Annotated in this window: 17 protein-coding genes; 11 read left to right on the forward strand and 6 right to left on the reverse strand. The window is 55.7% G+C overall.

The window, feature by feature from the left end:
- Positions 1–102 precede the first annotated feature (102 nt).
- From K2F33_RS14035 to arsC, 3 genes are all read left to right on the forward strand, one after another.
- Positions 103–429, forward strand: coding sequence for an ArsR/SmtB family transcription factor (locus K2F33_RS14035; protein WP_263882032.1), 327 nt, complete (start codon positions 103–105; stop codon positions 427–429).
- 90 nt (positions 430–519) lie between these two features.
- Complete coding sequence (locus K2F33_RS14040; protein ID WP_263882033.1) at positions 520–1,815, forward strand: arsenic transporter; 1,296 nt, start codon at positions 520–522, stop codon at positions 1,813–1,815.
- A 27-nt stretch (positions 1,816–1,842) separates the two neighbouring features.
- Positions 1,843–2,262, forward strand: a complete 420-nt coding sequence (gene arsC / locus K2F33_RS14045; RefSeq protein ID WP_076173629.1) for an arsenate reductase (thioredoxin) — start codon at positions 1,843–1,845, stop codon at positions 2,260–2,262.
- 141 nt (positions 2,263–2,403) lie between these two features.
- On the opposite strand, the gene K2F33_RS14050 is transcribed toward arsC, so the two are convergent.
- Positions 2,404–3,903, reverse strand: coding sequence for an MDR family MFS transporter (locus K2F33_RS14050; RefSeq protein WP_263882034.1), 1,500 nt, complete (start codon positions 3,901–3,903; stop codon positions 2,404–2,406).
- An 81-nt stretch (positions 3,904–3,984) separates the two neighbouring features.
- Positions 3,985–5,004, reverse strand: a complete 1,020-nt coding sequence (locus K2F33_RS14055) for an aldo/keto reductase (RefSeq protein WP_212985865.1) — start codon at positions 5,002–5,004, stop codon at positions 3,985–3,987.
- A 212-nt stretch (positions 5,005–5,216) separates the two neighbouring features.
- On the opposite strand from K2F33_RS14055, the gene K2F33_RS14060 reads away from it, so the two are divergent.
- Positions 5,217–6,080: a helix-turn-helix transcriptional regulator gene (locus K2F33_RS14060; RefSeq protein WP_263882035.1), complete on the forward strand. Its 864-nt coding sequence runs from the start codon at positions 5,217–5,219 to the stop codon at positions 6,078–6,080.
- Positions 6,081–6,136: 56 nt separating this feature from the next.
- Here K2F33_RS14060 and K2F33_RS14065 read toward each other — a convergent pair whose 3' ends face one another.
- Positions 6,137–7,057: an AEC family transporter gene (locus K2F33_RS14065; RefSeq protein WP_212985867.1), complete on the reverse strand. Its 921-nt coding sequence runs from the start codon at positions 7,055–7,057 to the stop codon at positions 6,137–6,139.
- Positions 7,058–7,497: 440 nt separating this feature from the next.
- On the opposite strand from K2F33_RS14065, the gene K2F33_RS14070 reads away from it, so the two are divergent.
- Positions 7,498–7,962, forward strand: a complete 465-nt coding sequence (locus K2F33_RS14070; protein WP_263882036.1) for a hypothetical protein — start codon at positions 7,498–7,500, stop codon at positions 7,960–7,962.
- Between the two features lie 77 nt (positions 7,963–8,039).
- Here the strand turns inward: K2F33_RS14070 and K2F33_RS14075 are convergent, their stop codons facing one another.
- Entirely contained in the window at positions 8,040–8,678 is a 639-nt protein-coding gene (locus K2F33_RS14075; protein ID WP_263882037.1) for an NAD(P)-dependent oxidoreductase, read from the reverse strand.
- 141 nt (positions 8,679–8,819) lie between these two features.
- Positions 8,820–9,248, reverse strand: coding sequence for an Rrf2 family transcriptional regulator (locus K2F33_RS14080; protein ID WP_076173635.1), 429 nt, complete (start codon positions 9,246–9,248; stop codon positions 8,820–8,822).
- A 295-nt stretch (positions 9,249–9,543) separates the two neighbouring features.
- On the opposite strand from K2F33_RS14080, the gene K2F33_RS14085 reads away from it, so the two are divergent.
- On the forward strand, positions 9,544–10,653 hold the full coding sequence (locus K2F33_RS14085; protein WP_263882038.1) for a glycosyltransferase family 2 protein: 1,110 nt from the start codon (positions 9,544–9,546) through the stop codon (positions 10,651–10,653).
- Entirely contained in the window at positions 10,650–11,267 is a 618-nt protein-coding gene (locus tag K2F33_RS14090) for a glycerol-3-phosphate acyltransferase (protein WP_318672476.1), read from the forward strand. The genes K2F33_RS14085 and K2F33_RS14090 overlap by 4 nt, the downstream gene beginning before the upstream one ends.
- A 133-nt stretch (positions 11,268–11,400) precedes the next feature.
- On the opposite strand, the gene K2F33_RS14095 is transcribed toward K2F33_RS14090, so the two are convergent.
- Positions 11,401–12,129: a FadR/GntR family transcriptional regulator gene (locus K2F33_RS14095; RefSeq protein ID WP_263882039.1), complete on the reverse strand. Its 729-nt coding sequence runs from the start codon at positions 12,127–12,129 to the stop codon at positions 11,401–11,403.
- A gap of 205 nt (positions 12,130–12,334) precedes the next feature.
- On the opposite strand from K2F33_RS14095, the gene K2F33_RS14100 reads away from it, so the two are divergent.
- The 4 genes from K2F33_RS14100 (at position 12,335) to K2F33_RS14115 (ending at position 18,362) form a co-directional block, all read left to right on the forward strand.
- Positions 12,335–13,750 (forward strand): FAD-binding oxidoreductase, encoded by a 1,416-nt coding sequence (locus K2F33_RS14100; RefSeq protein WP_076173638.1) that lies wholly within the window; start codon positions 12,335–12,337, stop codon positions 13,748–13,750.
- The gene (locus tag K2F33_RS14105) at positions 13,743–15,110 is read left to right on the forward strand and encodes a (Fe-S)-binding protein (protein WP_412973983.1); all 1,368 of its coding nucleotides are present in this window, start codon (positions 13,743–13,745) and stop codon (positions 15,108–15,110) included. The genes K2F33_RS14100 and K2F33_RS14105 overlap by 8 nt, the downstream gene beginning before the upstream one ends.
- 208 nt (positions 15,111–15,318) lie before the next feature.
- Positions 15,319–17,061 carry a beta-N-acetylhexosaminidase gene (gene nagZ / locus K2F33_RS14110; RefSeq protein WP_263882040.1) on the forward strand — a complete coding sequence of 581 codons (1,743 nt, stop codon included), beginning with the start codon at positions 15,319–15,321 and terminating at the stop codon, positions 17,059–17,061.
- 197 nt (positions 17,062–17,258) lie between these two features.
- Entirely contained in the window at positions 17,259–18,362 is a 1,104-nt protein-coding gene (locus tag K2F33_RS14115) for a Leu/Phe/Val dehydrogenase (protein WP_089548505.1), read from the forward strand.
- Positions 18,363–18,482: the final 120 nt, after the last annotated feature.

The raw sequence follows: 18,482 nt of genomic DNA on the forward strand, positions 1-18,482 counted from the left end.
GTTTTCTTGGGGTAAGGATGCATTTTTATGGATTTGATATTTATTTCTCATCATCATATCATATAATCATCCGCTTATATATCACGAAAAGGAGGGACCCTGATGGAACAAATTCGCGAAATGTCGGATAAGCTAAAGCTGCTAAGCGATTACACCCGCCTTACCATATTATCCTTACTTAAGGACCGGGAATTTTGCGTTTGTGAGCTTGTTGAGATCCTGGAGGTTTCCCAGCCTGCGGTAAGCCAGCATTTAAGAAAGCTGAAATCTCAGGGACTGGTGAAGGAAAGTAAGCGTGGACAATGGGTGTACTACTCCTTAAATGCAGATGATAAACCGTATATCAAGGCTGTATTGGATCACACGCCCGATTCCCAAAAGATATTATCCGCATTAAACAAACAGCATTTAACTTCCGCGTGCAAGTAAGTTTATCTGTTGATCATATAAGTACATAGTTATATAATGATTCGCGAATGTTTACAAACAAGATCAGCGACAGTTCGCACGGAGGTTGAAATGGTAACCGTTGTATTGGCTTGCGTCATATTTTTGATCACATTAGTTCTCGTCATCTGGCAGCCCAAAAACCTGTCGATCGGGTGGTCAGCCTGCGGAGGCGCAGTTCTTGCTCTGCTCCTTGGGGTGGTCCGGTTCCAGGACGTTTGGGATGTCACGCAAATCGTATGGAATGCTACGCTCGCTTTTGTAGCCATTATCCTTATTTCGCTTATTCTGGACAGCATCGGATTTTTCGAGTGGGCTGCGCTCCATATGGCAAGGGCCGCTCGCGGCAGCGGTCTGCGGATGTTTATTTATGTCTCGTTCCTCGGTGCTGTTGTGGCTGCATTTTTTGCAAATGACGGTGCTGCGCTGATCTTAACGCCGATCGTTCTCGCGATGATGCGGGCGCTCAGATTCGATGAAAAGAAGGTGTTCCCGTTCATTATCGCCAGCGGGTTTATTGCAGATACGACCTCACTGCCGCTGGTTGTCAGCAACCTCGTAAATATCGTATCTGCTGACTTCTTCGGTATTTCCTTCATGGAATACGCCGGCCATATGATCATTCCGGATTTATTTGCTCTAGGAGCCAGCATCATCGTTCTCTATCTGTTTTTCCGAAAGAGCATCCCCGCGAAGTTTGATGCCGCCGATCTAAGGAACCCGGAGGATGCGATCAAGGATCCTGCCATGTTCAGATTATCCTGGGTTGTGCTTGCCATTCTGCTGGTTGGATACTTTGCGAGCGAATTTTTAAATATACCGGTATCCATCGTCGCTGGTGTCATCGCGATCTTCTTTTTGCTTATGGCAAGAAAAAGTCCAATCGTTCCGGTCAAGGATGTGGTTAAGGGGGCCCCGTGGGCCATCGTCTTTTTCTCCATTGGCATGTACGTGGTGGTGTATGGCTTGCGGAATGCCGGGCTGACGGACTTATTAGCTCAAGTCATTCAATCGGCTGCTGATCAGGGATTGTTTGCGGCGACGATCTCAATGGGCTTTATATCTGCCGTGCTGTCATCTGTAATGAACAATTTGCCAACCGTTATGATTGATGCCCTGGCCATACAATCCACCCACACCACCGATGCCATCAGGGAGGCTCTGGCGTATGCAAATGTCATCGGTTCCGACTTAGGGCCGAAGATGACCCCGATTGGATCACTGGCGACACTCCTATGGCTTCATGTGCTGTCCGCGAAAGGGGTCAAAATCTCCTGGGGGACGTATTTTAGAACCGGCATCATCCTGACGATTCCTACCCTTTTGATTACGCTGCTGGGCCTGTATTTGTGGCTAGCGATTTTATAATTTTCATATCCAAGGAGACATGCTCATATGAACAAGAAAACAATTTACTTTTTGTGCACAGGCAACTCCTGCCGGAGTCAAATGGCTGAAGGCTGGGCGAAAAAATACCTGGGTGACGACTGGAATGTGCACAGTGCGGGCATTGAAGCTCACGGGCTCAATCCCAATGCCGTCAAAGCCATGGAAGAAGCAGGGATTGATATATCCGGTCAAACCTCTGATATCATTGATTCCACACTCCTTAACGAGGCTGATTTCGTGGTGACCCTCTGCGGCGATGCGGCTGACAAATGCCCCGTCACTCCACCGCAAGTCAGACGTGAGCATTGGGGATTTGACGATCCGGCGAAAGCCCAGGGTACAGAGGAAGAGAAGTGGGCCGTATTTCAACGTGTGCGCGATCAGATTGGCGAAAGAATCGAGCGATTTGCCAAAACGGGGGAATAGAAACAGCGGATAGCTGAAAATGAAATAGCGACAGTCCGGGGTTTTTTTGTCCCAAGACTGTCGCTATTTATTTTGGATTGCCATGCATGACTAGAGAAGCGTTCAGCCACATTTATAAGTTTAGAACTACGGCCAGCCGGCTCAGCTGTGTCCCGACTCGGCCGCCGCTTCCTTGCTGGTGAGCACTCCCTTTTTCAAAAACCAGGTGATCACAAAGGAGACCAGGATAAACACGAACGCGATGCCGAACAAGTTTTGGAACGCGTCCACAAAGACGGTCTGCACCTTCAGCACCAAGTCCGGCGCCAGATTTGCCGGGATGCCTCCCGTAGCCAGGTGCTCTGCGCTTCCTTCAGGAAGCTGTCCGGCAATGGAGGAGACGCCATCCTTGATATGCTTGGCAAGCAGGCTGCCGAAGACGCTGAGGCCGATCGTCGTGCCGAGCGACTGGATCAGCTGCACGGTGCCGAGCGCAATGCCGCTGTTTTCCTTGGACACCGATTCCTGCACGATCAGATTGTCGCCGCCGAACAGGGCGCCGAGGCCGAGGCCCAGAATAAAGAAGGAAGCGACGATATACACCACGGAGGTGTGAATGCCGAGCTGCGTCAGCAGATAGATGCCGATGACCGGCAGGATAAAGCAGATGATAAACAGATTGCGGTATGGAACCCGGGTGATTAAAAATCCGTTAACGATGCTTGACGGAATGGCGCCGGCCATAAACGCCAGCATCAGATAACCAGATTGCGTTGGTGTCAGCCCCATCACATTTTGGGCAAAGTACGGGAAGGTGGCGATGCCGCCCATCAGGCCCAGCATGAGAATAAAGACCAGCAGCGACAGCACGACCACATTGCGGTTACGGAACAAATGCAGCGGGATAATCGGCTCCTTGACCTTCGTCTCGATCCAGATAAACAGACCGAGCAGCAAGGCGCCGATAACCAGCAGCCCGATAATCGTTGGCGAAGACCAGGCCAGACCCTGGTTATCGACCAGAACCGGTGACATTAGCAGGGACAGCATGCTTAAGGTAAGCACCGATGAACCAAGCCAGTCGATCGGCTTCTTCTCGTCTCCGCGCGATTCCCGCATGCCGATTCCGAGCACCAGGGCGGCGATCAGGCCAACCGGAATGTTGATCAGGAACACCCAGTGCCAGTTGACGTGACCGACCAAATATCCGCCCACCGTCGGACCCAGCAGCTGGGGAATGATCATCATGGGGCCGAACAGACTCTGGATTTTGGCGCGTTTCTCCAGCGGGTACGAATCTCCGATGATGGCTAAGGCGATCGGCATGAGCCCCCCGGCTCCAATGCCCTGAATGCCCCGGCCAATAAGCAGCACCGTCATCGATGGGGCGAGGCCGCATACGATCGAGCCTGCGATAAAGAGCGCCATGCAGCTTAAATAAACGACTTTCCGGCCGTAAATGTCGGCCAGCTTGCCGAGGATCGGCATGAAAATGGTCGCAGCCAGCATATAAATGCCGGCGACCCAGCCGTACAGCGCCAGGCCGTGCAAATCGCGGATGATGGTAGGCATCGCCGTGGATACGACGGTTTCGTCCAGCTCCGCAAAAATCAGACCGATCATCAGTCCGATCAAAATCAGCGTGTTTCGATTTGATTTCACTCCAAACTCCCTCATTTCTCTATTTGCTTTTTTGGAATGAAACCAAAATACACGATGTTTATGAACTGAATATGAACGAACTTACCCCAGCGCTTTCATGTGCTCCGCATCCAGCATCGAATCGGCAAACCAATTCGGGTAGAGCGGGCGCGGCTGTGTGGCTTGATCCAGCAGCAGCATCTCCTCAGCCGTCAGCTCCAGGTCGATGGCTTTCAAATTGTCCTCCAGCTGGCTCATTTTGCTGGCGCCCACCAGGACGCTGCTGACGCCGGCTTTGGACAGCAGCCAGGCAAGCGATACCTGTGCAGCCGTCACGCCATGCGCATCGGCGATGCTGTGAACGTGGTCCAGCACGGCAAAACCCCATTCCTTGTCGAACGGAATGATGTCAAAGCCGCTCAGCCGTCCGTCCGGATCCTGCAAATTGCTGCGGGAATACTTGCCGCTTAGAAATCCGCCGGCCAGCGGGCTCCATACCGTCAGCCCGACGCCCGCGTCCTTCATGAACGGCAGGATATCGTACTCGACGTCCCTGCCGACCAGGGAATAATACATCTGTCCGCTAATGAAGGTGGCCCAGCCCCGTTCGCGCTGGATTTGCACCGCCTTGGCCGCCAGCCAGGCCGGCCAGTTGGAGAAGCCGATATAGCGGACTTTTCCCTGCCGGACCAAGTCGTTCAGCGCTTCGAGCGTTTCTTCCAGCGGCGTGAAGGGATCCGTCTTGTGAACGATGTACAAATCGATGTAATCGGTGCCGAGGCGTTTCAGGCTCGCCTCTGCGGCGGCAAACAAATGCTTGCGGGACAAGCCCGACTGAACAAGCGCAGGTCCCGCACGGAAGCCGCCTTTGGTGGCAATAACCACTTCCTGCCGCCTTGATCCTAGCAGCTGCCCCAGCATTTCTTCACTTTGCCCGTCGGCATAACCATCCGCGGTATCGAAGAAATTGATGCCTGCCGCCAGCGCCTCGTCCACAAGCTGCCGGGCAGCTGATGGGCCTACCTTATAGACGCTCGGGAGGTTTCCCGTGCCAAAAGTCATTGCTCCGAATGCCAGTTTGGACACGATCAGTCCCGAGTTTCCGAGTCTTGCATATTTCATGATTCAACGCCTCCATTCATGTTATAGGGTTGGTGCCCTTCTTGAACCCAAGTATACGGGGAATCCGGGGACGGTTTCTTGAACCGGTTGATCATCTTTTTTGAACAAAATGCTCATTTGGGCCGAAGTACCCTTTGTCAGGGAAGGAAGCAGCGTTTAGAATGGAAAAAAAAGCGTTTCATTTGCATCCAAGCGGTAGGGAGGAGAACGCATTGCCGCTACGGCCAACAGTGGGAAAGGGTGAAAACAGGATCGTGGAGAAGCCGGAGTATACGTTGTCCAGTCTGGAGCAAGTCCCCCCGCAGGAAGCCTTTGAGCCGGTATTAACGGGGCACCTCATGGTCATTCACCGTACCAAGGAGCCGGTCCGCGTGTTTGAGCGGTCCGACGGATACAGCGGGGAAGGGGTGGCCTGGCCAGGACATATCAACGTATTCTCTGCAGGCGACATGTCTTTGTGCCGGTGGGACAGGGAGCTGGATTTCTTCCGTCTCGACCTGAGCCCTGACCTGGTCCAAAAGGTAGCCGGTGAGCTGGAGCTCCCCGGAGGAGCCAGGCAGATCGATTTCGCCACACAGATCCGGCTGCAGGATGAACGGCTCGTCCAGCTGGTCCGCTGGCTCCACGAAGAGCAGCAGAGCGGGGGGATGGGCGGCAGGCTCTACTCGGATTCCTTGATGCGCATGCTCACCGTCCATATGCTCGACCGCTACGGTTCAGGCACCAAAGCCGGGAGCCGGGCGGCCCCGCATAAGCTGGAGAAAAATCAGCTGGATCAAGCGCTGCAGTACATCGATGCGTTTCTGGACCAGGATATCTCTCTCGAAGACCTGGCTGCAGCCGCTCATATCAGCTCGTCCCATCTGGTAAGGCTGTTTAAGCAGACCACAGGCCTGCCGCCGCACCAGTATATGATCCGGGAGCGGATCCGCAGGTCACAGCAGCTGCTGCTGTCCGGTCTTCCCGTTCACGAAGTGGCGGCAGTGCTTAACTTCAGCGACCAAAGCCATTTTCACCGGCATTTCAAGCGGGTGCTCGGCGTTACGCCGCGCCAATTCGTCCTTGGTTCCAGCTAGGGCAGGAGCAGACTTGGCCGATATATACAAAAAAATAGAGGCATTTCGCCTCTATTTCAGAACATTTTCGCCAGTGAAATCAATCCCGTAATCGTGATAATGTTAAACAGCGTGGAAATCAGGACGGTTTGCGCCGCAAAATCGGGCTCGTTGTTGTACTCTTCCGCCAAAATCGACGTGTTGACCCCGGTCGGCATGCCGGATGCGATGAGCAGCGCCTGGGCCGGAATCCCCTTCATTCCAAGCGCAAACACGAGTGTTACGCCGATGACCGGGCCGATGATGAGGCGGAGGAACAGGCTGATATATACGTCCACACGGTACAGTTTGAGCGGATACTTGACGATCTGGGCTCCCAGCGTCAGCAGGGCGACGGCCACCATCGACTGCTGGGCATAGGTGAGCGGCTGCGATACGAACAGGGGCAGCGGGGCATGCACAGCATGCAGCACGATTCCGAGCACGAGCGCATACGGGACCGGCATTTTCAGAAAACCGATAATCATGCTGCGGTAATTGCCTTTCAGCTTGGCGCCCTGGATCGATATGACTCCATAAGTGAACGTCAGGAGGCTCTGCAGCGACATGATCAGCGCCTGCATGGAGCTGGCGAGGGGGTCCCCCTTGAACACCAGGGCATTGATCGGCATCCCGTAGTTGCCCGAGTTGTCCAGCATGATGCTGTTGTTGAACGCGGCGCGCATGCTTTTGGTGAATTTCAGCGGGCGGGAGACCAAGGTCCCTATCACGTATAGAATGAATACATATAATGCGTAAAAGAGTGTCACATTCCCGAGCAGCTCGCCCGACATATCCGAATGATACATGCTCATAAAGACGGCGGCAGGGGTTATGCAGTAAAAATTGATTTTGGCCAGTGTGTACAAATCCAGGCGGAACACGCGCTGCATCCATGAACCGATTCCAATCAGCACAAAGACGGGCAGCACCACTTCCAAAAGTATGTCTCCAATCATAGCTCAGCTTCCTTTTTCGAGATCATTGTCATGATGTATTTGAAACCAACCTCTTCATTATAGCACCGTACCTGGAGCCGTGATGAAAAAAATAGGGAGGAAGCAGGAAGCGGGAGGGCCACTTTGCCATGGCGAATCCCCAATACTACACTAATTGTTGGAGAAAGCTATTTAATATGGAAAACCCTTCATTTTGATGCAGAAAAAACCGAAATATACAACAAGGAGTGCCAGCAGTTATCAAGCCTAAAGCCCGCAGCGGTCAAGATGGGAACGTTCCCGTCTTGGATGAGCGATACAAGAAGCCGCAGGCGGCAAGCACTTTCGGCAGTCTATATGCCGACACTCAAGATGAGTATGCACCCCCTTACTTCGCGCCGGCAAGCCATACCGGCTTCAGTTCCTGCAGAAGTGCTGCTCCAAGGGAGGTATGAATGGGAATGAGTCCATACACAACAAACTCGAGCCTGGTTAAAGAAAGGGAACTTAACGCGGATGGGGATTCCCTCCAGTCCGCCAAGACCCGAATTTGGAGTGAATTATCCAGGAGTCATATGAATCTGGCGATCCTGCTCAAAGACGAGGGACAGCTGCAGCCGGCACTGATTCTCGCCCATATGGCGGCGAAAACCAAGCTGAAGGAGATCGCTTTGCATCTTAGGCTCGATGTCCCTCCGGATTGCATGCCCTACGAGGATTTAATTGGCTGGGCACGGGAAATCGCGTTAATCGATTTGGAGACGGAGCTGTTCCTGAACACGCTCAGCTATATTGCCGAGCCGGAAAATATGTCGCTTCTCAAAGATATGCACGCCGAGCATGTGGACATGATGTTGGAACGGGTTCGCGCCCTTTTGGAGGAGATGAGCTGGAAGGCCGCTCCTTCGATGATGGGATCGAAATAAGCGTGAAACTGCCTTTTCCGGTAAGTAAAAGAGACGGTCCCAAGAAAGGGGATCGTCTCTTTTGTCAATACATCTATTTATTTGGCTTCGCCCACAACGGTGAACCGTTCGTTCTGATGCTGCGGATGCTCGATTTCATCAAGGACGGCAATCGCGTAGTCCGCGTAGCTGATATAGCTGCTGCCGGCTGAGTTGACAAGAAGCTGGTCCTTTCCGGCCTGGTAGGAGCCGGTTCTTGCCCCTTCGGGATCAAAAAAGGCCGACGGACTGATAAAGGTCCACTGAATCCCGCTGGACTGCTGCAGATCCTCGAGGTTTTTGCCCTGATTGGATGCCGTAGCGAAGTATTCCTTCGGAAAATCTGGCGTATCCATGACGCGGGTGGTCTGTGCTTCGTCGACAAACAGGCTGCCTGCGCCTCCCACGACGATGAGCCGGGTCGACGGTGCTTCCTTCAGGGCGGAAATCAGCGATCTTCCGGCTTCGACGTGAAGATGCTCGTCCCCGGGCTTGGCGCCGAAGGCGTTGACGACAACATCAAACGGCTTCACATCTTCAGCCGTCAGGTCAAACAAATCTTTCTCCAGAACGCTGACGTTCCCCGTAACGCGGCCTGCATCACGAACGATCGCCGTTACCTGGTGTCCGCGGTTCAACGCTTCCTCTACAATAAGGCGTCCAGCCTTGCCGCTGGCTCCAATAACTCCAATATTCATAAAAAAGTTCCCTCCTGGTTATCATGTCTTACCTGTAACTATTGTAGTTACATGTTGGGCGAATGTCAAATCAAAAAGGACGGCAAACCTTCAATACGAAAAGAACACGCCCCTCTTCCGGGTCGGGAGTCGGGGCGTGTGTTACATTTCAAGCGCTTCGATGTCTTGGATGATGTCCTGGAGCTTAACGGCAGCGAGCACGTTCTCCATCGCTTTCTGGGCGCTGGTGAACAACGGGACGATCACCCCCTGGATGTTGCGGCCCACCGTGCAATCCGGATTGGGAGAATCATGGACGCCGAACAGGCCGTTCTCCTCCACGACGTTAACCGCATTATAAATGTCCAGCAGCGTTATATCACTAGGATCCTTGGCCAGCTTGGCACCGGGGACCCCCGGCTTCACTTCGACCAATCCCGCCTTGCTGAGCATGCCTGTAATTCTCCGGATCACGACCGGGTTCGTGTTGACGCTTGAAGCTATAAAATCAGACGTATTGGTACCCGTCTTGTTGACTTCCAGAATCGAAAGGATATGAATAGCCACGGAAAACCGGCTGCTGATATTCATGGATTATGCCTCCTTGCCGCCGCCCTGTACTGGGAGTAATAAGATTATTTTATCATAAAAGGCGTTCTGCTGCGCAGCATGGCCCGAAGGGGCCAGAAAGTTTTCAGAAGGGATGGTACAATCCGCGAATCCTTGGCCAAGGGGCTGGAATATAATGTATTGAAAAGGGAGAAATGCTCGGCTACACTATGGTTGCATCATTCAGCGATAACGCTTCATGACAGATCCGTCAGACGCACGAAAGGCTCTAACCTTCCAAGGTTCCAGCTACTTTAGAGAGATGGGGTTGTTGGCTATGGGGCTTTACCTGTTTCTTTACCTGTTATTTGTTATCGGCATCCTTTCCGGGATTGTGTTGTTCCGCAAAAATCAGGTCCCTCGCAGCGTTGGCGCAGGGCGGCAGGCGGGGGCTAAGCTCTCCGTGATCATTCCGGCACGGAATGAGGAGAAGAATCTGGCTTTTCTCCTGGAATCGCTCCGGGCTCAAAGCTTGCAGCCGCATGAGATCATTGTCGTCGACGACGGCTCGCAGGACCGGACCCGGGACGTCGCCGCGGGCTTCGGGGTGACCATCGTGCAGAATCCGCCGCTTCCTCCCGAATGGACGGGAAAAACATGGGCCGTGTGGAACGGCTACCTTCATGCCTCCGGGGATACGTTCGTTTTTCTGGATGCCGACATCCGCTTGTCACCGCATGCGCTGGATTCGCTTCTGCAGCTTCGCTCCCGTACCGGTGGCGTCATTTCCGTCGTCCCCTTTCACCACACCGAGAAATTTTACGAACGCCTTGCACTCATTCCGAATATTTTGGGCGTATTTGCGTTTACCTCCCCTTTTGAACGCCGCAATCTCCGAAAAGGACTTTACGGCTCCTGCATTTTGACAACAAGGCAAGATTATGAGCAAGTCGGCGGCCACAGCAGTATCCGATCGGAAATACTGGATGATTTAAACCTGGGCGCCAAGTACATGGAAGCCGGGATCGGTGTAACGAATTTTATCGGCCGGGGGATGGTATCGTTCCGCATGTACCCGCACGGTATTAAGAGCGAGCTGCAGGGATTCGGCAAAGGGGCGGTGCTGAGCACGGCCAAGCTGAGTCCATGGACGATCGTACTGATTGCGCTCTGGTTTATCGGATTGGTCTGCTCCGCAGGGGCGTTCTTTCTATGGAACACGCCATGGGGAATTCCCTTGCTCGCGGGCTACTTGCTGTACATGGCACACATCGGCTATCTGATCAAAAATGTCGGCAAATTCGGCCTCGTGATGCCTGTTCTTCATATTTTATCCACGATCTTTTTCCTGGTGGTGATGCTGTATTCCGCTTACCAGGTCATGTTTCTGGGGCATGTCATGTGGAAGGACAGGGCCGTGGATGTTGGGGGGCATAGGGAACCATGATGATCCTGCTGCTGACGGCTGTGGAATTTCTGTGCGGCTCGCTGATGTTCTCGTATTGGCTGGGCCGGGCGGCGCACAAGGATTTGAAGGCGGTGGGAGACGGGAACCCGGGTGCGTTCAACCTCTGGAGCGCTGCGGGGTATAAGCTGGGTCTGGCGGGGGTGGCGCTGGACTTTTTGAAGGGATATGTGCCCCTGGTATGGATCGCCGGCAGCGGCACCGTGCACGGGTATGGCATGGTGGCTGTCGCCGCGGCCCCGGTTGCGGGGCATGCCTTCTCGCCGTTCCTGAAGTTCAAGGGAGGCAAGGCGATCGCCGTCACCTTTGGGGTATGGAGCGCCTTGACCCGGTTTGAGGTATCGCTGGCGCTGGCCGTCATTTTGGCGCTGCTGCTGATCGCCTCCAAGCTGATGAGCCGGCGGCCCTTATCCACGGAAGCGAGCGGCTTCCAGGTGGTGGCCGGCTTCATGCTCGTCTCCGTCTATCTGATCGCCCGGGGCTTCCCGGGACCATATTTGTGCATATGGCTCGTAAATCTGCTGATTCTCGTCTATACGAATAAAAGGAAGCTGGAAGTATTTTTAAAAAGGTACAGCGGGCGGCGAGGAAATTAACATGGCGTGCTGCCTATGCCGGGTAAATTGAAACGCGGGTGGGCAGGAGGCAAGGGCGGACGCTAAATCGGGCTTGCTTCTTTGGCAGCGGCATCGCGCTTTCGCCTCTGCGGCTCAGGCTTAAGCCTGGAGGTCAAAGCGGCTGGTCGCCCGCGCCTTTTTCACTGAGCACCTGCTCCACTTTGGTGATATGGGCCTCCATCCGGGCCAGGGCCTCCTTGGCATCCTGGGTCCGGATCGCCTCATAGATGGACGCATGCTCCTGCAGCAGCCGCTCGGCGGAGGAGCGCTCGGCATAGAACCACAAGGCGCGCATATCCTTCATGTTTTCATGCAGCTTGTTCGATAACGACTCCATCAAATCCAGCAGCAGCGGATTGTGCGTTGCCGCGGCGATTTGCTGATGGAATTTCACGTCCGCCTGCTCGCTGATCTGCTCATCGGCGGCGTTCTCCATTTCGCGCAGTATTTCCTCAAAAGCCGCCAGATCCGCCTCACTGCGGTTCGATGCGGCAACGGAGGCGCAGCCGGTCTCCAGCACGCGCCGGACCTCAAGCAGATGGCGCAGCGAAGCCGCACGTCCCTCCCACAAGTCCGCGTAGAGCTGTCCGGGATGTACCGGCAGCGGATCGGCGGGCGGTGTACGCACAAACGTCCCTCCGCCCTGGCGGATATCCAGCAGCCCCATCGCTTTCAGAGCGCTGAGCGCCTCGCGGATGGTCGATCTGCCCACATTGTACTGGAGCGCCAGGTCAACGACCGAGGAGAGGCGGTCCCCCGGCTGAAGCGAGCCCTCGTCCATCTGCCGCTTCAAATCATTCATTACCCACTCATATTGTTTCAACGGCCGCTGCGGATTCATCGTTCAAGCGTCCCTCCGTTTAAGTTTTTACTAGTCATTCCTTGGCCTACGGGGAATAAATTGTGTCTAAAATGTGACTTTCTTGAATTCAATCTATATAGATTCATTTATTTTAGTGTATACTTGATCACAATAAAAGTCATCAGATGACCTGACTAATTTATTCACACTGATATCGATTATGGAATGTAAAGGAGTGTTTTCCTTGCTGCAGGAAGACGTAAAACGCGAGCTTGTCGCCATTTTGGGCAGCTCTTATGTAAAGGATGATCCCCAGTCGCTGGTCACGCATTCGTATGACGGCACACCGATGCTGCAGTCGCTGCCGGATGCGGTTGTATACCCGGAAAATACCGGCCAGGTCTCCGAAGTGATGAAGGTGCTGAGCCGGCATAAAATCCCTGTCGTCGGCCGGGGTTCGGGAACGAACCTGTGCGGCGGCACGGTGCCCGTTCAAGGCGGCGTCGTCATGGTCATGCACCGGATGAACCGGATCCTCGAGATCGATATGGAAAATTTAACGGCAATCGTTCAGCCTGGGCTAAATACGAAACAGTTTATTACGCATGTGGAGGAGCTCGGCCTGTTTTACCCGCCGGACCCGAGCAGCATGTCGATCTCGACACTCGGCGGCAATATCGCTGAATGCTCGGGCGGCCTGCGCGGGCTGAAATACGGAACGACCAAAGATTACGTGATCGGGCTAGAGGCGGTCTTGGCGAGCGGCGACATCATTCGAACCGGCGGCAAGCTGATGAAGGATGTGGCCGGTTACGATCTGACGAAGCTGCTGGTCGGTTCGGAAGGCACGCTGGCCATCATCACGGAGGCGACGCTGAAGCTGATTCCGCCGCCGAAGTACAAGAAGACGATGCTGGCGATGTATAAGGATTTGTACGGCGCGGCCCGCACGGTATCCAAAATCATCGAGAACCGGATCATCCCGGCTACCCTGGAAATTCTCGACCGCTCCACGATCCGGGTCGTGGACGATTATGCGAAGCTGGGGCTGCCGCTCGACATGGAAGCGATCCTGCTGATCGAACAGGACGGCGACATGGAAACCGTGGAGCGGGATATTGCGCTTATCACGGACATCTGCCGCAGCGAGCAGGCCGATCAGGTGAGCATCGCGGCGAGCGCGGAGGAGGCCGAGAAGCTGCTGACCGCCCGGCGCAGCGCGTTTACCGCGCTGGCAAGACTGAAGCCGACGACGATTCTCGAGGACGCGACGGTACCGCGTTCCAAGATCGCGGATATGGTGCTTGAGATCAACCGCATCGCGAAGAAATACGACGTCCAGATCTGCACCTTCGGCCATGCGGGAGACGGCAACCTTCATCCGACGGCAACGACCGATGCGCGCAATCAGGAGGAAATTCACCGGGTGGACGAAGCGTTCGAGGAAATCTTCGAAGCAGCGATCCGGCTCGGGGGAACGATTACCGGCGAGCATGGGGTCGGATTGGTGAAATCGCCGTTCCTCGAATGGAAAGTCGGGGCAGCGGGGATGGAGGTCATGAAGGCGATCAAGCAGTCCTTTGATCCGCAAAACCTGCTGAATCCGGGGAAAATGTTCGCAAAAGAAACAAGAAAACGGGTGGTGATCGATCGTGGGTAACACGGTGAACGTGAAGGAGCGGGCGAATCCGCTCGCCGAGACGCTCCGGCTGCGCCTCGATGAGGACCAGCTGACCAACTGCATGCGCTGCGGCTTCTGCCTTCCGGCGTGTCCAACCTTTGCCGAGACGGGCATCGAGGCCGAGTCGCCGCGGGGCCGGATCGCCCTGATGAAGGCCGTTGCAGATGGCATTATGGAGCCGGATGGGGCGTTCGAGGAGCAGATGAACCACTGCCTCGGCTGCCGCGCCTGCGAGCCGGCCTGTCCGGCGGGCGTCAAATACGGGCAGCTTATTGAACAGGCAAGGGACGCGATCGAGGATCACAAGCAGCATAAACCGCTGGTGAAGGCTGCCCGTCATGCGGCGTTCAAAACGGTATTTCCGCATCAGAAGCGGATGAAGCTGGTGGGCCGAGGCCTCGAGCTGTACCAGAAGTCGGGGCTGCGGAAGGCAGCGCGGTCCACCGGCATCATGAAGCTGTTTCCGAAGCATATCAGCGATATGGAGAAAATATTGCCCGAAGCTTCGGGCAAGGGCGTGCTGGAGAAGATCGGCGCGTATCACCCGGCAAAAGGCGAGAAAATCGCAACTGCAGCGCTCTTCAGAGGCTGCATTATGGATGTGCTGTTCACGGACACGAACATTCATACCGTGGATCTGCTTACCGCGGCCGGCTTCGATGTAGTGATTCCGGCGGCACAGAACTGCTGCGGCGCCCTGCATGCGCACAGCGGCGAGGCGGAAGGAGCGCGGGAGCTCGCCCGCAGCAATATCCGTGCCTTCAAGGAGGCGAATGTGGATTATATCGTCTCCAATGCGGGCGGCTGCGGGGCAATCCTGACCGAATACGACCATCTGCTGCATGAAGATCCGCAGTGGCGGGATGATGCAGCCTGGTTCGCCGGGCGTGTCGTTGATGTCAGCGAGCTGCTTGTCCGTGCGGGCCGAAGCTTAAACTTCGGCGTCCCTTCGGCAGTACCTGCTTCAGAAGGGGATTCGAAGGTGAGAATCACCTACCAGGATTCCTGCCATCTGCGCAATGTGATGAGATCGGCGGACGCCCCGCGCGTTTTGATGCGCCAAGTGGGGGGCGCCGAGTTTATCGAAATGAAAAACGCCGATCGCTGCTGCGGCTCAGCCGGCATCTACAACGTGACGCAGCCGGAAATGGCCGGCAGCATTCTGGATCACAAGATGGAGCATGTGGAAGCGACGCAGGCCCAGTATCTGCTGACCAGCAATCCCGGCTGCCTGCTGCAGATGAAGCACGGCATCGAGAAGGAAGGCCTCAGCGGCAGCATAAAGGCCGTCCATATCGTCGATTTTCTGCATGAGCGGCTGCAGGAGCGGACGGAATAGGGAGAAGGAATCGCAGGGGGAACCGGATCCGGTATACCGAAATTGAAATCAGAGTGATGGATCATTGAAGATTCGAATCCTATCAGAATCGATATTTTAAATCATGCTGTCATGGATTTGGGAGCGATGATGGTATTTCGCAGATATTGGAATCAGATCGGAATCAGCAGCGCAATTGATACAGCATATGAGCTAGGGGGATATCACGATGAATCAGGAACGGAAGATCGATCAGCTGATCAAGAGCATGAGCCTGCGGCAAAAAATCGGGCAGATGTTCGTTTGCGGCTTTTGGGGGACGGAAATCAGCGAGGAGCTGCGGCAGTTCATCAGCACGCATCAGATCGGCGGCGTCATTTATTTCGCACGCAACGTGAAGACGACGGAGCAGGTGAGCAGGCTGAGCCGGGATCTGCAGCAGGCGGCCGCGGCGTCGGGGACGCTGCCGTTGTGGATTTCCATTGATCAGGAAGGCGGAATGGTCGCCCGGATCACGGAAGGCGTTGCTCTGATGCCGGGAAATATGGCGCTGGCCGCCGCGGGCTCGGCGGACTGGGTGTACGAGTCCGCGCGCGTCAGCGGGGAGGAACTGCGTTCCCTTGGCATCAACCTGAACTTTGCGCCGGTGCTCGACGTGAACAACAATCCGCTGAATCCGGTCATCGGCGTCCGTTCCTATGGGGAGTCCCCGGAAGCGGTGGCGGAGTACGGGACGCTTGCTTTCCGCGGTCTGCAGGACGCGGGCGTCGCGGCCACGGCGAAGCATTTTCCCGGACACGGGGATACCGCCGTGGACTCCCATCTGGACCTGCCGACGATTACACACGACCGGGAGCGGATGGATGAGGTGGAGCTCGTTCCGTTCAAAAAGGCGATCGCCGAAGGCATCGACGCGGTCATGTCGGCGCATATTTATTTTCCGGCGCTAGAGCCGTCCAAGCTGCCGGTAACGCTGTCGCATGCCGTGCTGACCGGCCTGCTGCGCGAGGAGCTCGGCTACGATGGCGTCGTCATGACCGACTGCATGGAAATGAAAGCGATCGCCGAGCATTACGGCACCGTCAAGGCTGCGGTGATGGCGGTCGAAGCGGGAGCGGACACCGTCCTGATCAGCCAGACCCCGCAGCTGCAGGTGGAGGCGATGGAGGCGCTAGAGCAGGCGGTCCGCTCCGGCCGGATCGCGGAGAGCCGGATCGACGCCTCCGTGCGGAGGCTGCTTGCGCTGAAGGCGAAGCGCGGACTGCTCGGGAGCCCGGCGGAGCTGGGGACGCTGCGGTCGGAGCTGGAAGGGCAGGTTGTCGAAGACTCGCATGGGCTGCAGGACGAGCTGGCCCAGAGTGGCAAACAGGCAGCGCCCGGACTGCGGGACAAGCTCCCCGGGAGCGAAGCCCACATGGATCTGGCCCGACGGATCAGCGAGGCAAGTATTACGCTGGTGCAAGCAAGGGATGGCATCCTGCCGCTGAAACGGGAGCGCACGCTGGTCATCTCGGTCGCGGCTGCCGCGCTGACGATCGCCGACGAAGCGATCGCGAGGACGGAAAGCCTGGGCAGCGCCCTGGCCGCAGAGGGGATCGACGTGAGCGACCGTCAGGTGCCGCTGGCCGAAGTGGCGGAACAGGCGGGCCGCCTTATGGAGGAAGCCGAAGGCGGGGAGGTGCGGCAGATCGTCGTGGGCACGTACAATGCGCAGTTTGACCCGGCGCAGATCAAGCTGGTCCAGGATTTGCTCGCGCTTGGCAAACCGGTCGTGGTGGCCGCGCTCCGCAATCCGTACGACCTGATGTGTTTTCCGGAAGCGTCTGCGCTGGTTGCGGCGTACGAGAGCCGTCCGCTGGCGCTTGTGAGCACCGCCAAAGCCATCGCCGGCGCTATCCCTTTCAAAGGGAGCCTGCCGGTATCGCTCGGCGCATCGTATCCCGCGGGTTGGGGGTTGCAGACGAAAGCGTGAGAAGCAGGGACAAAGCATTTTAAGACGGCGTCAGCCGTCTTTTTTGTATTCATTCGCACCTAGTCGGGTAAAGCCTGGAAAGTCGGATAACACGGGTGAAAACTTTACTTTCAAGTCAAATCATTACTATAATGATCCTGTTACGCTTATAAGCGTGAGTAGCATGAGGCATGAAGCACAATGGAGGGAACACCGATATGGAACTGTTTAGCGCAATGGAACAGTACGATTATGAGCAGTTGCTTTTTTGTCAGGACAAGTCATCCGGACTCAAAGCGATCATTGCGATTCACGATACGACGCTCGGGCCGGCACTGGGCGGGACCCGGATGTGGACTTACGCTTCCGAGGAAGCCGCAATCGAAGACGCATTGCGCCTGGCTAAGGGCATGACCTATAAGAACGCCATTTCAGGCCTGAACCTGGGCGGAGGCAAGACCGTCATCATCGGCGATCCGAAAAAGGACAAGAACGAAGCGATGTTCCGGGCTTTCGGAAGATACATACAAGGATTGAACGGCCGCTATATTACGGCAGAGGATGTCGGCACAACGGTGGCCGACATGGATATCATTCATCAGGAGACGGATTATGTGACCGGGATCTCCCCGACCTACGGCTCGTCCGGCAATCCGTCGCCGGCGACGGCCTACGGCGTATATCAAGGCATGAAGGCCGCCGCCAAGGAAGCCTTCGGTTCCGATTCGCTGGAAGGCCGGACGATTGCGGTGCAGGGCGTCGGCAGCGTGGCTTTCCACCTGTGCGAGTATTTGCATCAGGAGGGAGCCCGGCTGATCGTGACGGATATCAACGAGGAGGCGGTCAGCCGCGCGGTGGAGAAGTATAACGCCACTGCGGTGGCGCCGGGGGATATTGTCGGCGTTGATTGCGATATTTTCTCCCCCTGTGCGCTGGGCGCCATCATCAATGATGAGAGTATTCCGAAGCTGAAGGCAAAGGTTATTGCCGGCTCGGCCAATAACCAGCTGAAGGAAGCCCGGCACGGAGACCTGATTCACGAGCTGGGCATCGTCTACGCGCCGGATTACGTCATTAACGCCGGCGGCGTCATCAATATTGCCGACGAGCTGAACGGCTATAACAAGGACCGCGCCTGGAAGCAAATCAGCGGGATCTATAACAGCATCTCCCGCATCTTCGACATCTCCCGGGAAGCCGGCATCCCGACGTATGCCGCCGCGGACCGGCTTGCGCTTGAGCGCATTGAAACGCTCAAAAATACGCGCAGCCCGTTCCTGCAAAACCCGCATCATGTGCTGAGCCGCCGCTTTGGGCATTAAGCCAGAGGGCCCGCTGGAAACTAAGCAGGGAATCTCTCCATGGAACCGCTGAGGTTAGTGGGGAAACACATCACCCTGCAAGCACTAAAAGGCATACCGACGGGGACACACCCATAATAA

It is taken from the genome of Paenibacillus sp. PSB04, assembly GCF_025809195.1.
Taxonomy (GTDB): Bacteria; Bacillota; Bacilli; order Paenibacillales; family Paenibacillaceae; genus Paenibacillus_AQ; species Paenibacillus_AQ favisporus.

Excerpts from the sequence above, each read along its gene's own strand:
- K2F33_RS14035 (WP_263882032.1), top strand. The coding sequence starts at position 103 with ATGGAACAAATTCGCGAAATGTCGGATAAGCTAAAGCTGCTAAGCGAT.
- K2F33_RS14040 (WP_263882033.1), top strand. The coding sequence starts at position 520 with ATGGTAACCGTTGTATTGGCTTGCGTCATATTTTTGATCACATTAGTT.
- arsC (WP_076173629.1), top strand. The coding sequence starts at position 1,843 with ATGAACAAGAAAACAATTTACTTTTTGTGCACAGGCAACTCCTGCCGG.
- K2F33_RS14055 (WP_212985865.1), bottom strand. The coding sequence starts at position 5,004 with ATGAAATATGCAAGACTCGGAAACTCGGGACTGATCGTGTCCAAACTG.
- K2F33_RS14065 (WP_212985867.1), bottom strand. The coding sequence starts at position 7,057 with ATGATTGGAGACATACTTTTGGAAGTGGTGCTGCCCGTCTTTGTGCTG.
- K2F33_RS14070 (WP_263882036.1), top strand. The coding sequence starts at position 7,498 with ATGAGTCCATACACAACAAACTCGAGCCTGGTTAAAGAAAGGGAACTT.
- K2F33_RS14075 (WP_263882037.1), bottom strand. The coding sequence starts at position 8,678 with ATGAATATTGGAGTTATTGGAGCCAGCGGCAAGGCTGGACGCCTTATT.
- K2F33_RS14080 (WP_076173635.1), bottom strand. The coding sequence starts at position 9,248 with ATGAATATCAGCAGCCGGTTTTCCGTGGCTATTCATATCCTTTCGATT.
- K2F33_RS14085 (WP_263882038.1), top strand. The coding sequence starts at position 9,544 with ATGGGGCTTTACCTGTTTCTTTACCTGTTATTTGTTATCGGCATCCTT.
- K2F33_RS14090 (WP_318672476.1), top strand. The coding sequence starts at position 10,650 with ATGATGATCCTGCTGCTGACGGCTGTGGAATTTCTGTGCGGCTCGCTG.
- K2F33_RS14095 (WP_263882039.1), bottom strand. The coding sequence starts at position 12,129 with ATGAATCCGCAGCGGCCGTTGAAACAATATGAGTGGGTAATGAATGAT.
- nagZ (WP_263882040.1), top strand. The coding sequence starts at position 15,319 with ATGAATCAGGAACGGAAGATCGATCAGCTGATCAAGAGCATGAGCCTG.
- K2F33_RS14115 (WP_089548505.1), top strand. The coding sequence starts at position 17,259 with ATGGAACTGTTTAGCGCAATGGAACAGTACGATTATGAGCAGTTGCTT.